At 70.7% G+C, this 13618-nt stretch carries 10 protein-coding genes; 9 read left to right on the plus strand and 1 reads right to left on the minus strand.

The features are described from left to right. Positions 1–10 precede the first annotated feature (10 nt). On the minus strand, positions 11–1813 hold the full coding sequence (locus tag OG440_RS29385; protein ID WP_355705094.1) for a glycoside hydrolase family 15 protein: 1803 nt from the start codon (positions 1811–1813) through the stop codon (positions 11–13). A gap of 469 nt (positions 1814–2282) precedes the next feature. Here OG440_RS29385 and OG440_RS29390 point away from each other — a divergent pair, with 469 nt between their 5' ends. The 9 genes from OG440_RS29390 to OG440_RS29430 all read left to right on the plus strand — a co-directional run bounded on the left by OG440_RS29390 (position 2283) and on the right by OG440_RS29430 (position 13557). Further along, a complete protein-coding gene (locus OG440_RS29390; RefSeq protein ID WP_406009785.1) occupies positions 2283–3947 on the plus strand; it encodes a CTP synthase in 1665 nt (554 codons plus the stop codon). Between the two features lie 92 nt (positions 3948–4039). Next, positions 4040–4666, plus strand: a complete 627-nt coding sequence (locus tag OG440_RS29395; RefSeq protein ID WP_406009786.1) for an NUDIX domain-containing protein — start codon at positions 4040–4042, stop codon at positions 4664–4666. Between the two features lie 239 nt (positions 4667–4905). After that, positions 4906–7125 carry a tetratricopeptide repeat protein gene (locus tag OG440_RS29400; RefSeq protein ID WP_406009787.1) on the plus strand — a complete coding sequence of 740 codons (2220 nt, stop codon included), beginning with the start codon at positions 4906–4908 and terminating at the stop codon, positions 7123–7125. 137 nt (positions 7126–7262) lie between these two features. Then, complete coding sequence (gene ald / locus OG440_RS29405; protein WP_406009788.1) at positions 7263–8387, plus strand: alanine dehydrogenase; 1125 nt, start codon at positions 7263–7265, stop codon at positions 8385–8387. A gap of 415 nt (positions 8388–8802) precedes the next feature. After that, entirely contained in the window at positions 8803–9939 is a 1137-nt protein-coding gene (locus OG440_RS29410) for a ParA family protein (protein WP_406009789.1), read from the plus strand. Continuing rightward, positions 9924–10505 carry a hypothetical protein gene (locus OG440_RS29415; RefSeq protein WP_406009790.1) on the plus strand — a complete coding sequence of 194 codons (582 nt, stop codon included), beginning with the start codon at positions 9924–9926 and terminating at the stop codon, positions 10503–10505. The genes OG440_RS29410 and OG440_RS29415 overlap by 16 nt, the downstream gene beginning before the upstream one ends. Before the next feature lie 18 nt (positions 10506–10523). Further along, on the plus strand, positions 10524–11741 hold the full coding sequence (locus OG440_RS29420; protein WP_406009791.1) for a segregation/condensation protein A: 1218 nt from the start codon (positions 10524–10526) through the stop codon (positions 11739–11741). 53 nt (positions 11742–11794) lie between these two features. Then, a complete protein-coding gene (gene scpB / locus OG440_RS29425; protein ID WP_385568347.1) occupies positions 11795–12367 on the plus strand; it encodes an SMC-Scp complex subunit ScpB in 573 nt (190 codons plus the stop codon). Beyond that, positions 12364–13557, plus strand: coding sequence for a pseudouridine synthase (locus OG440_RS29430; protein WP_406009792.1), 1194 nt, complete (start codon positions 12364–12366; stop codon positions 13555–13557). The genes scpB and OG440_RS29430 overlap by 4 nt, the downstream gene beginning before the upstream one ends. The last annotated feature ends 61 nt before the right edge of the window (positions 13558–13618 follow it).

Below are 13618 nucleotides of genomic sequence, written 5' to 3' on the forward strand. Positions count from 1 at the left end.
CCGGTCCTGTTCAGCCGCCGTACGCCCCCGACGCCGTCAGACGCAGGGCCGTGTCGATCAACGGGACGTGGCTGAAGGCCTGCGGGAAGTTGCCTACCTGGCGCTGCAGGCGCGGGTCCCACTCCTCGGCGAGCAGGCCGAGGTCGTTGCGCAGGGACAGCAGCTTCTCGAACAGCTTGCGGGCCTCGTCCACCCGGCCGATCATCGCGAGGTCGTCCGCCATCCAGAACGAGCAGGCCAGGAAGGCGCCCTCGTCACCGGGCAGGCCGTCGACGCCCTCGTCGCCGCCCGACGTGGGGTAGCGCAGGATGAAGCCGTCCGGGGTGGACAGCTCGCGCTGGATCGCCTCGATGGTGCCGATCACGCGCTTGTCGTCCGGGGGCAGGAAGCCCATCTGCGGGATGAGGAGCAGGGACGCGTCCAGCTCCTTGGAGCCGTAGGACTGCGTGAACGTGTTGCGTTCCTTGTCGTAGCCCTTCTCGCAGACGTCCCGGTGGATGTCGTCGCGCAGCTCGCGCCACTTCTCCAGCGGGCCGTCCGCGTCGCCGGACTCGATCAGCTTGATCGTGCGGTCGACGGCGACCCAGGCCATGACCTTGGAGTGCACGAAGTGACGGCGCGGGCCGCGCACCTCCCAGATGCCCTCGTCCGGCTCGTCCCAGTGCTGCTCGAGGTAGCGGATCAGCTTGAGCTGGAGCAGGGAGGCGTAGTCGTTGCGGGCCAGACCCGTCATGTGGCCCAGGTGCAGGGCCTCGGTGACCTCGCCGTAGACGTCCAGCTGGAGCTGGTGCGCGGCGCCGTTGCCGACCCGGACCGGGCCGGAGTTCTCGTAGCCGGGCAGCCAGTCCAGCTCGGCCTCGCCCAGCTCGCGCTCGCCCGCGATGCCGTACATGATCTGGAGGTTCTCGGGGTCGCCGGCGACGGCCCGCAGCAGCCACTCGCGCCAGGCGCGGGCCTCCTCGCGGTAGCCGGTGCGCAGCAGCGAGGACAGCGTGATCGCCGCGTCGCGCAGCCAGGTGTAGCGGTAGTCCCAGTTGCGGACACCGCCGATGTCCTCGGGCAGCGAGGTGGTGGGCGCGGCGACGATGCCGCCGGTCGGCCCGTAGGTCAGCGCCTTGAGCGTGATGAGCGAGCGGATCACGGCCTCGCGGTAGGGGCCGTGGTACGTGCAGTGCTCGACCCACTCGCGCCAGAAGTCCTCGGTCGCCTGGAGCGACTGCTCGGGTTCGGGCAGCGGGGGCGGCTGCTTGTGCGAGGGCTCCCACGAGATCGTGAACGCGATCCGGTCACCCGGCGCGACCGTGAAGTCGGCGTACGTGGTCAGCGACTTTCCGTAGGTCTCGCACTCGGTGTCGAACCACACGGAGTCGGGGCCCGCGACGGCCACCGTACGGCCCTCGTGCTTGTGCACCCACGGCACGACCCGGCCGTAGGAGAACCGCATCCGCAGCGCGGAGCGCATCGGGACGCGGCCCGAGACGCCCTCGACGATCCGGATCAGCTGGGGCGCGCCGTCGCGAGGGGGCATGAAATCGGTCACCCGAACCGTGCCGCGCGGGGTGTCCCACTCGGACTCCAGGATGAGCGAGTCGCCCCGGTAGGTGCGCCGGGCCGCGCGCGGCGGCGGCGCGTCGGAGGCGTGCGCGGGGCCGAGGCGCCAGAACCCGTGCTCCTCGGTGCCGAGCAGACCTGCGAAGATCGCGTGCGAGTCGAAGCGGGGCAGGCACAGCCAGTCGACTGTGCCGTCCCGGCAGACCAGTGCGGCGGTCTGCATGTCTCCGATGAGTGCGTAATCTTCGATGCGCCCGGCCACGTGCAACTCCAGTCGAACGGCCACGTCACCCCCATGTGGAACGGGGGCTGTCGCTAGTGCGGTCAAGGGGTCGTTTGTAATGCGTCGTTGAGCGCTGAAGCAAAGCAGCCGCTCAGCCCTCTGGGCAAAACGCCGATTCCTGCTCAACGAACTGACGAGCTCTCGTTGTTCCGGTGGGGATACGGACTGGGGTGTGCCGTCTTGCCGACCGGGCTCGGCAGCGAGTGTCCGAGCAGGATACGACGCACGTAGATGATCTGCGTGCCGCTCCGGACAACCTGGGTGGGCCGAACGGGTGAGCAACGGGTGAGAAACCGGTGCGCGGGGGCCGCCCGTGTCGACCCGTGCGCGGAGCGTGGCCGGAAGCCATCTCCCTGAGGCGCTGATACCCTGGTAGCCCGTGGACCGGTGGTCTCGAAGCCCCCGAACCGCACCTCCGAATCGCGACCACGGGAGCCCCCTCTTGGCCATGACGCCCAAATCCACGACGACCAAGCACATCTTCGTCACCGGGGGTGTCGCCTCCTCGCTCGGCAAGGGCCTGACGGCTTCCAGCCTCGGCATGCTGCTGAAAGCGCGGGGTCTGCGCGTCGTGATGCAGAAGCTCGACCCGTATCTGAACGTCGACCCGGGCACGATGAACCCCTTCCAGCACGGTGAGGTGTTCGTCACCAACGACGGCGCCGAGACCGACCTGGACATCGGCCACTACGAGCGCTTCCTCGATCGTGACCTGGACGGCTCCGCCAATGTCACCACCGGTCAGGTTTACTCGACGGTGATCGCCAAGGAGCGACGTGGCGAGTACCTGGGTGACACCGTGCAGGTCATCCCGCACATCACCAACGAGATCAAGCACCGTATCCGCCGGATGGCCACGGACGAGGTCGACGTCGTGATCACCGAGGTCGGCGGCACGGTCGGCGACATCGAGTCGCTGCCGTTCCTGGAGACGGTCCGCCAGGTCCGTCACGAGGTCGGCCGGGACAACGTCTTCGTGGTGCACATCTCGCTCCTGCCGTACATCGGTCCCTCGGGTGAGCTGAAGACCAAGCCGACCCAGCACTCGGTCGCGGCGCTGCGGAACATCGGTATCCAGCCGGACGCGATTGTGCTGCGCTGCGACCGCGAGGTGCCGACCGCGATCAAGCGCAAGATCTCGCTGATGTGCGACGTCGACGAGGACGCGGTGGTGGCCTGCCCCGACGCCCGCTCGATCTACGACATCCCCAAGACCGTGCACGGCGAGGGCCTGGACGCCTACGTCGTCCGCAAGCTGGACCTTCCGTTCCGTGATGTGGACTGGACGACCTGGGACGACCTGCTCGACCGCGTCCACAACCCCGACCACGAGATCACCCTCGCGCTGGTCGGCAAGTACATCGACCTGCCCGACGCCTACCTCTCGGTCACCGAGGCACTGCGCGCCGGCGGCTTCGCCAACAAGGCCCGGGTGAAGATCAAGTGGGTCACGTCGGACGACTGCAAGACCCCGGCGGGCGCCAAGGCGCAGCTCGAGGACGTCGACGGCATCTGCATCCCGGGCGGCTTCGGCGACCGCGGCGTGCTGGGCAAGGTCGGCGCGATCCGCTACGCCCGTGAGCACCGGATTCCGCTGCTCGGCCTGTGCCTGGGCCTGCAGTGCATCGTGATCGAGGCCGCGCGCAACCTGGCCGACATCGGCGACGCCAACTCCACCGAGTTCGACCCGGCGACCGGCCACCCGGTCATCTCCACCATGGCCGAGCAGCTCGACATCGTGGCGGGCGAGGGCGACATGGGCGGAACGATGCGCCTGGGCATGTACCCGGCCAAGCTGGCCGAGGGCTCCATCGTCCGTGAGGTCTACGACGACAAGGAGTACGTCGAGGAGCGGCACCGTCACCGCTACGAGGTGAACAACGCCTACCGCGCCGAGCTCGAGAAGAAGGCGGGCATCCTGTTCTCCGGCACCTCGCCGGACGGCAAGCTCGTCGAGTACGTCGAGTACCCGCGCGACGTCCACCCGTACCTGGTCGCCACGCAGGCCCACCCGGAGCTGCGCTCGCGGCCCACGCGTCCGCACCCGCTGTTCGCCGGCCTGGTGAAGGCGGCGGTCCAGCGGGCCGTCGAGGCGGAGAAGACGTCGAAGTAACACACCAGTTGTACGGTGGCCGGGGTGCAAACCTTCAAGGGTGGGCACCCCGGTTTTCGTTTGCGCACGTGGCACGTGGAAGGACGCATGGCATGACGATCAAGGACACCGCCGAGGCGTGGGAGATCCGGTCGAGCGAGACCCCCTTCGTCGGCAACAAGACCTCCGTCCGCACGGACGAGGTGGTCATGCCCGACGGCTCGGTGGTCCGCCGGGACTACCAGGTGCACCCGGGGTCCGTGGCCGTCCTCGCCCTCGACGAGGAGGATCGTGTCCTGCTCATCAAGCAGTACCGCCACCCCGTACGGCAGAAGCTGTGGGAGATCCCGGCCGGTCTGCTCGACGTGCCCGGCGAGAACCCGCTGCACGCCGCCCAGCGCGAGCTGTACGAGGAGGCGCACGTCAAGGCCGAGGACTGGCGGGTGCTGACCGACGTCTACCCCACCGCGGGCGGCTGTGACGAGTCGGTGCGCGTCTTCCTGGCCCGCGACCTGTCCGAGGCCGACGGGGACCGCTTCGCGGTGGAGGACGAGGAGGCCGACATGGAGCACGCGCGCGTGCCGGTCGACGAGCTCGTGCGGAGTGTGCTCGCGGGCGACGTGCACAGCAACTGCCTCGTCGTGGGCGTCCTCTCTTTGATCGCCGCGCGCACCGGCGACGGTCTCGACGCGCTGCGTCCGGCCGAGGCGCCCTGGCCGGCGCGCCCGTTCGAGGCGTGAGGCACACCTCGGCGCTCCGCGTCCGCCCTCGTCCGACCTCCGGAGACCGTCCCCGCGAGCCTCTTCCGGCGCCGCCCCACCCCCGTCCGGTGTGACGATCGGCTGATCCGATCGGGGGACGTCTCGGCGACGCCCGCCCTACTCCACCCGGAACGTCGCAGAGCGTGAACTAGGCTCGGGAATCGCCCGATCCGGAGTCCCGGCGGGCTTGCGCGTGCGGTGGGACGGGAGTGTGGCCCGTGACGGATCAGGCAGTGGACACAGGCGGCGTGCAGCTGTCGGGACACGCTGCGACGGAGGGCCATTTCCTGGGCAGATTCCGGGAGTTGAAAGAACTGCGCGCGGACATCGAGCGCACGGGGCTGGACACCATCTCGGGGAAGAAGGCGCCACGCGCGCGCGTGCTCCTCATCGCCGGGCGGCCCGGCTCGGGACGCACGGCGCTCGCCGAGGAGCTCGTCCGGCAGGTCGCCGACCGCTACCGGGACGGCGTCCTGCGCGCCCGCCTCGCCGAACCCGACGGCACTCCGGTGCCCGTCGAGCGGGCCGCCCGTGAACTGCTCGCCGCGCTCGACGTGCCGGCCCCGCCCGGCGCCGACGAGGACGATCTCTCGGCCCTCCTGCGCCAGGCCCTCGCGAAGCGCCGCGTGCTGCTCCTGCTCGACGACGCGGCCGGCGCCGAACAGGTCGACGCGCTGCTCCCGGACACCCCCCAGTGCCTCCTGGTCGCCGTCTCCGCCGGACCACTCACCGGCATCGCGGACGTCCGCCCCTGCACCCTGGGCGGCCTGGACACCAAGTCGGGCCTCGAACTGCTGAGCCGGTACACCGGCTCGGTCCGCATCACCGTCGACCCGCGCTCCGCCGAGGGCCTCGTGGAGGCCTGCCAGGGCCAGCCCGCCGCGCTGAACCTGGCCGGCGGGTGGCTCGCCGCCCGTCCCAAGGCGGCCGTCGCCGACCTCGCCAAGCAGCTCAACGCGGAGGGCGACGAGGGCTCCCCGCTCAGCCGGGTCTTCCGGCTCGTGCACGCCGCGCTGCCCGCCCCCGCCGCCCGGGTACTGCGACTGCTCTGCCTGGCCCCGGCCGGCCTGGCGGACCCGCACACCGCCTCCGCGCTCGCCGGCTGCTCGGTGGGCGCCGCCCGCACCACCCTGGACGACCTCGCCGCGCTGGGCCTGCTGCGGCCCCTGGACTCCCCGCTGCCCCAGTACGAGGTACCCGCCTGCCTGTACCCGCTGCTGCGGGCCGCCGCCGAGACCCACGACCGCCCCGCCGAGCTCCAGCTGGCCCGCGCCCGCATGCTGGAGCGGACGGTACGGCTGCTCCAGTCCTGCCGGGCCGTCACCGAGACCGACACCCCCCAGGCGCGCGAGAAGCTCCAGGGCATCCCCGGCGCCCTGCGCTTCCCCACCCCGCGCGCGGCCGCCGAATGGCTGCGGGTCCGCCGGCCCGCCCTGCTCGCCTCGGCGCGCCTCGCGGTCGCCGACGGCGAGCTGGACACCCTGGCCCGCCGTCTGATGTCCCAGCTGGTCAGGGCGATGGTCGCGCATTTCGGCACCCAGGCGGCCGCGCCCGACCTGTACGGCGTCCATCAGCTCGTCCTGGACGTGGCCCGGCGCCGGAACCTGCCCCGCGAGAAGGCCGCCGCCCTGCTGAACCTCGCCGACGTCGACGCCAGGACCGGTCGCACGGCGGAGGCGTTGGTGCGCTATCGGGCCGCCCTGGACGCCGGACGCGAGGCGAACGACCCGTACGCGATCGGTCGCGCGATGGAATCCGTGGGCGGCGCGCATCTCGAGCTCGGGGACTACGACCGGGCCGCCGACTGGTTCGGACGCGCCCTCGCCCAGCGGCTGGCCCGCGACGAGCGCGCGGACGCCGCCCGGCTCTACGGCCGTATCGCCACCGCGCACACCTACGCGGGCCGCTACGGCGAGGCGCAGCGGGCCTGGCGGGCCGCGGCCGCCGGGCACCGCAAGAACGACGACGTCGGCGCGCACGCGCGGGCACTGAGCGAGCTGGCCCGGGTCCAGGAGTACGCGGGGCGCCCCGAGGAGTCGCTGCGCACCTGCGAGGAGGCGGTGGAGTGGGCCCGGCGCGCGGAGGACGCGCGGCTCCAGGCCGCGGTGCAGCTGAGGCTGGCCGACACCCTGGAGCGCCTCGGCGACCCGATCGCGGCCGCCCTGCACCGGGGCGCGGCCGAGCGCATCCTGGGAGAGGAGCTCCCGGACCGCGATCCGGAGCCGGGACCGCAACCGCAACCGCAACCGGGACCCGTTCCCGAGTCGGGACCGGAGCCGGCGACGGAGCTCGGAGCAGGGCCGGCAGGGCCCGCGGAGCCGGCGGTTGAGCCGACAACAGAGCCCGAAGCAGGGCCGACAGCAGGGGCGGAAAGGCCTGATCACACGGAACACCGCGCTAACACCTACGAAATCCGTAGTGCATCCGCTGAAGATTGATGCAATGAAAGGCTAGACAGCGGGAACGCCTTCATTAAACTGGCTCTGCCGCACGTTCTCCTGCGGTGCATCCCGGTGTGCCCTGTATCTCCGGGTATGTCATTTGCTGTGCCCCCACATCTTCTGAGCCAAGGACCGTGATCCACGTGAAGGTCGGCATCCCCCGCGAGGTCAAGAACAACGAGTTCCGGGTGGCCATCACCCCCGCCGGTGTGCACGAACTGGTGCGCCACGGCCACCAGGTCGTCGTCGAACGCAACGCCGGTGTCGGTTCGTCCATCACGGACGAGGAGTACGTGGCCGCCGGCGCGCGCATCCTCGAGACCGCCGACGAGGTGTGGGCCACCGCCGACCTGCTGCTGAAGGTCAAGGAGCCCATCGCCGAGGAGTACCACCGCCTCCGCAAGGACCAGACGCTGTTCACCTACCTGCACCTGGCCGCGTCCAAGGAGTGCACGGACGCCCTCGTCGAGTCCGGCACCACGGCGATCGCCTACGAGACGGTCGAGCTGCCGAGCCGCGCGTTGCCGCTGCTCGCCCCGATGTCCGAGGTCGCGGGCCGGCTGGCCCCCCAGGTCGGCGCCTACCACCTGATGCGCGCCAACGGCGGCCGCGGTGTGCTGCCCGGCGGCGTACCGGGTGTGCTGGCCGCCAAGGCGGTCGTGATCGGCGGCGGCGTCTCCGGCTGGAACGCGGCGCAGATCGCCATCGGCATGGGCTTCCACGTGACGCTGCTCGACCGCGACATCAACAAGCTCAAGGAGGCCGACAAGATCTTCGGTACGAAGATCCAGACGGTCGTCTCCAACGCCTTCGAGCTGGAGAAGGCCTGCCTCGACGCCGACCTCGTCATCGGCGCCGTCCTCATCCCGGGCGCCAAGGCTCCCAAGCTGGTCACCAACGAGCTCGTGTCCCGGATGAAGCCGGGAAGTGTCCTTGTCGACATCGCGATCGACCAGGGCGGCTGCTTCGAGGACTCCCGTCCGACCACCCACGCCGAGCCGACCTTCCCGGTCCACGAGTCGGTCTTCTACTGCGTCGCCAACATGCCCGGCGCGGTCCCGAACACCTCCACCTACGCGCTCACCAACGCCACGCTGCCGTACATCGTCGAACTCGCCGACAAGGGCTGGGTGGAGGCGCTGCGCCGCGATGCCGCGCTGGCCAAGGGCCTCAACACCCATGACGGCAAGGTCGTTTACCGCGAGGTCGCGGAGGCGCACGGCCTGGAGCACATGGAGCTCGACCAGCTGCTCGGCTGAGCCGCCGCGCCGAGCCGATCGGCCAAGTCGCCCCGGGGGAAAAGGCGATACGTCAACACAGGTCGTCAACCCCGCACACCCGGCCGGACCTTGCCCGACAAGGTCCGGCCGGATGTGTGTATGGTCACTTTGCGGCTCTCGGCCAACTCGCCTCGAACGTAACGCTTCGACCGATTCGTACACCGGCGAAACCTGCCGTGCGACGGCCGTACGCCCTTGACAGCGGGATGTTTCATTGCCGACACATCGGGCCGGGTCCGGCGGATTGTGTTGCTGCGAACACCCGACACGCCATAGAGTCGCCGACTGTCGGCATGGTGCCACGCTGACCTTGTCTAGAAGTTTCCTGGTCACCAAGGAGGTAAGACGACTTGTGAATGAGTCGACATTTGCTCCCGGGGGTGGTCAACCAGGAATGCCGACGCGGGCCCAGGTCTCCGCGGGGCACGAGGCTGTCGGCTCCGTCGCTGTCCGAACCTTCGCAGCCCACCAGAGCCAGCGCAGCCCCCATATGGCTCTGTCAGCACACCAGAGCATGGATGGCCATTACGTGAACGCCATGGCCGGCGACGGAAGTGGCGCGCCCCGCAACCACTTCGCCGACTACGACGAACTGCCCGAAGGGCACTTCTACGATCCCGATGCCGAATACGAGCCGGATCCGGAGTACGCGGCCACGCTCGCGCCCGACGCGGCCCGACAGCGCCGTGAGCGCGTCGGTCCGACCGGACGCCCGCTGCCGTACTTCCCGATCCCGGGCCCGCTGACCCAGCACGGCCCCGCGACGATCATCGCGATGTGCAACCAGAAGGGCGGCGTGGGCAAGACCACGTCGACCATCAACCTGGGTGCCGCGCTCGCGGAGTACGGCCGGCGCGTGCTGCTCGTGGACTTCGACCCGCAGGGCGCGCTGTCGGTCGGTCTCGGCGTCAATCCGATGGAGCTCGACCTCACCGTCTACAACCTGCTCATGGAGCGGGGCATGGCGGCGGACGAGGTGCTCCTGAAGACAGCGGTCCCGAACATGGACCTGCTGCCCAGCAACATCGACCTGTCGGCCGCCGAGGTCCAGCTGGTCTCCGAGGTCGCGCGCGAGTCCACGCTCCAGCGTGCGCTCAAGCCGCTGATGGACGACTACGACTACATCGTCATCGACTGTCAGCCCTCGCTCGGTCTGCTCACCGTGAACGCCCTGACGGCCGCTCACAAGGTGATAGTGCCGCTGGAGTGCGAGTTCTTCGCCCTCCGGGGTGTCGCGCTGCTGACCGAGACCATCGAGAAGGTCCAGGAACGGCTCAACCCGGAACTGGAGCTCGACGGGATCCTCGCGACGATGTACGACTCGCGCACCGTGCACAGCCGTGAGGTGCTCGCGCGGGTCGTCGAGGCCTTCGACGACCACGTCTACCACACGGTCATCGGGCGCACGGTCCGCTTCCCGGAGACCACGGTCGCCGGTGAGCCGATCACCACGTACGCCTCCAACTCCGTCGGCGCCGCCGCCTACCGTCAGCTCGCCAGGGAGGTGCTCGCCCGGTGTCACGCCGAGTGAGTCTGCCGGGGGCCGACGAACTCTTCCGTACGACAGGGGGAATGGCGCTTCAGTCGTCCGCGCCCCGGCGCCCCGCCAACGGCGAGGCCCGGGTTCCGGCGCCGGCCGGCGAGAGCGACGGGATCGCGGCCGGTGGCGCGGAGGACGCGCCGCAGGCCGTACCCGCGCAGGGCGGTGACGGCGAGGGCGCCGAGCACGTGGCGACCGACGCGGGTCAGGGCGACGCCGGGGAGTCCCGCACCCGGGGCGCCCCCGGGGAGCGCCCCGAGCGGCGCCAGGGCCCGCAGGAAGGTTCTGCCTCCGCCGCCGACGGCCAGTCGCGCAAGCGCGCACGGCAGCCGTCCCGCAGGCCCAGCGGCCGGGAGCGGCACGACGAGAAGATCACCGTCTACGTCTCCGCCGAGGAGCTCATGGACCTGGAGCACGCCCGGCTGGTGCTCCGCGGTGAGCACGGGCTGGCCGTGGACCGGGGACGCATCGTCCGCGAGGCGGTCGCCGTGGTCCTCGCCGACCTGGAGAGCCGCGGGGACGCCAGCATCCTCGTACGACGGCTTCGCGGGCGGTAGCGGTAGCCTGCGAGGGCCATGACCTCGAACGACGCTCCCGTCCCCGGCGCAGCAGCCGGCCGTCGGCGTGCGCTGGGACGGGGACCCGGGACGGCACCGGTACCCGCCGAGCCGGAACCGGATTCCGGAGCGCCGGCCGCACCCGAACCGGTGCCGGACCCCGTGATGCCGGAGCCCGTCGGACCGGAACCGGTCGTACCGGAGCCGGTGGAAGCGGAATCCGTCGTACCGGAGCCGGAATCCCTGGACTCGGAACCCTTCGTTCCGCAAGCCGTCGTGTCCGAGGCGGTGGTGGCGGAGCCCGCCGCGCCGCCATCGGTGGCATCGGCGTCGGTCGAGCCGGCGCCGGTCGTGCCGGAACCCGTGGTGCCGGGGTCTGTCGGTCCGGAATCCGGGGGTGAGTCCCCGGAAGCTCCCGACGGCGTTTTCAAGGTGCGTCTCGCCAACTTCGAGGGGCCCTTCGACCTGCTGCTCCAGTTGATCTCCAAGCACAAGATGGACGTCACCGAGGTCGCGCTGTCGAAGGTGACCGACGAGTTCATGACGCACATCCGGGCGATGGGGCCCGACTGGGACCTGGACCAGACGACCGAGTTCCTGGTCGTGGCCGCCACGCTGCTCGACCTCAAGGCGGCCCGGCTGCTGCCCGCCGCGGAGGTCGAGGACGAGGCCGACCTTGCCCTGCTGGAGGCCCGTGACCTGCTGTTCGCCCGGCTTCTGCAGTACCGGGCCTACAAGCGGGTCGCCGACATCTTCACCCAGCGCCTGGAGAGCGAGGCCCGGCGCTACCCCCGTACCGTCGGTCTGGAACCGCACCACGCGGAGCTGCTGCCCGAGGTCGTCATCAGCATCGGCCCGGAGGGGTTCGCGAGGCTCGCGGTCAAGGCGATGCAGCCGAGGGCGAAGCCGCAGGTGTACGTCGACCACATCCACGCGCCGCTGGTGAGCGTGCAGGAGCAGGCCGGGATCGTCGTCGCACGGCTCCGGGAGCTCGGCGAGGCCAGCTTCCGGACGCTGGTGGCGGACACCGAGGACACGCTCACCGTCGTGGCCCGCTTCCTGGCGCTGCTCGAGCTGTACCGGGAGAAGGCGGTCGCGCTCGACCAGGAGACCGCGCTCGGTGAGCTGCTGGTGCGCTGGACCGGCGGGGACGGGGACGCACCGCCGATGGTCACGGACGAGTTCGACCGGCCGCCCGAGAAGCCCGAGGAGCCCGAGAAGGAGACGAGGACGTGACCGAGGAGAGCGTCGCCGCACTCGACCTCAAGCCGGCCCTGGAGGCCGTCCTGATGGTCGTCGACGAGCCCGCGACCGAGGAACACCTGGCGAAGATCCTCCAGCGGCCCCGGCGCAAAATCGCGGACGCGCTGCGCGAGCTGGCCGACGAGTACACCGTGCAGGGGCGTGGCTTCGAGCTCAGGCTCATCGCGGGGGGCTGGCGTTTCTACACCCGGCCCGAGTACGCGGCGGCCGTCGAGGGCTTCGTGCTGGACGGGCAGCAGGCCCGGCTCACACAGGCGGCGCTGGAGACCCTGGCGGTCGTCGCGTACCGCCAGCCCGTCAGCCGCAGCAGGGTCTCCGCGGTGCGCGGAGTGAACTGTGACGGCGTGATGCGCACCCTGCTCCAGCGCGGTCTGGTCGAGGAGGCGGGCGCGGAACCCGAAACAGGTGCGATCCTGTACGTGACGACGAACTACTTTCTGGAGCGGATGGGCCTGCGCGGCCTGGACGAGCTCCCGGAGCTCGCGCCCTTTCTCCCCGAGGCGGAGGCGATCGAGGCCGAGATGCTGGAAGGGGTCCCGTCGTTCGATCCGGACGCACCGGATGCAGATGCAGACGACACGACGACGACGGAACTTTGATGCGAAGCAGTGGCAGCGGCAGTGGCAGGAACAACGGGCGTGGCAAGCCCCGGGGTACCGGCGGGGGCGGTTCCCAGCCGAGGGGCGGCTCGGGAGGCCGCGACGACCGGCAGAGGGGCGGCTCCGGAGGCCGCGACGACAGGTCCAGGGGCGGTTCCGGAGGCCGTGACGACAGGCCGCAGAGCGCGGGAGGCCGCGACGACCGGCCGAAGCGTCCGGGCAAGCCGCGTCCCGAGGAGCGTCGCTACGACGTGGGCCCCGGCGCCACCCACGAGGGCCCCAAGGCCGGGCGCGGCGGTGCCGCCCGTGGCGGTGCCAAGGGCGGCCCCAGGCAGGGCCAGCAGCGCGGCGGACGCACGGAGCCGGCGCGCTCCCGTGAGTACGAGACGCGCGCCGAGGAGCGCAACCGGGACCGGTACGCCGGCAAGCCGGACATCAAGCTGCCCAAGACCTTCCCGGGCGCCGAGCAGGAGGGCGAGCGGCTGCAGAAGGTCCTCGCGCGTGCGGGCTACGGTTCCCGGCGCGCCTGCGAGGAGCTGATCGAGCAGGCGCGGGTCGAGGTCAACGGCGAGATCGTCCTGGAGCAGGGCAAGCGGGTCGACCCGGAGAACGACGAGGTCAAGGTCGACGGCCTGACGGTCGCCACCCAGTCGTACCAGTTCTTCTCGCTGAACAAGCCGGCCGGCGTCGTCTCCACGATGGAGGACAACGAGGGCCGGCAGTGCCTCGGCGACTACGTGACCAACCGCGAGACGCGGCTGTTCCACGTCGGGCGGCTCGACACCGAGACCGAGGGCGTCATCCTGCTCACCAACCACGGCGAGCTGGCCCACCGGCTGACCCACCCCCGGTACGGCGTGAAGAAGGTCTACCTCGCGCACATCGTGGGTCCCATCCCGCGTGACCTGGGCAAGCAGCTGAAGGACGGCATCCAGCTGGAGGACGGGTACGCGAAGGCGGACCACTTCCGGGTCGTCGAGCAGACCGGCAAGAACTACCTGGTCGAGGTGACCCTGCACGAGGGCCGCAAGCACATCGTGCGCCGGATGCTGGCGGAGGCCGGCTTCCCGGTCGACAAGCTGGTCCGCGTCGCCTTCGGCCCGATCACCCTGGGCGACCAGAAGTCGGGCTGGCTGCGTCGGCTGTCCAACACCGAGGTCGGCATGCTGATGAAGGAAGTCGAGCTCTAAGGACTCCTGGGGCTCCCAGGGCTTGTGCGCGACCGCACCCCCTTTTTATAGTCGTGGTGAC

This window comes from Streptomyces sp. NBC_00637 (assembly GCF_045161545.1).
Taxonomy (GTDB): Bacteria; Actinomycetota; Actinomycetes; order Streptomycetales; family Streptomycetaceae; genus Streptomyces.

Bases quoted from the DNA above. Each gene is read 5' to 3' on its own strand.
- OG440_RS29390 (WP_406009785.1), top strand. From the start codon at position 2,283: ATGACGCCCAAATCCACGACGACCAAGCACATCTTCGTCACCGGGGGT.
- OG440_RS29395 (WP_406009786.1), top strand. From the start codon at position 4,040: ATGACGATCAAGGACACCGCCGAGGCGTGGGAGATCCGGTCGAGCGAG.
- OG440_RS29410 (WP_406009789.1), top strand. From the start codon at position 8,803: ATGCCGACGCGGGCCCAGGTCTCCGCGGGGCACGAGGCTGTCGGCTCC.
- OG440_RS29420 (WP_406009791.1), top strand. From the start codon at position 10,524: ATGACCTCGAACGACGCTCCCGTCCCCGGCGCAGCAGCCGGCCGTCGG.
- scpB (WP_385568347.1), top strand. From the start codon at position 11,795: ATGGTCGTCGACGAGCCCGCGACCGAGGAACACCTGGCGAAGATCCTC.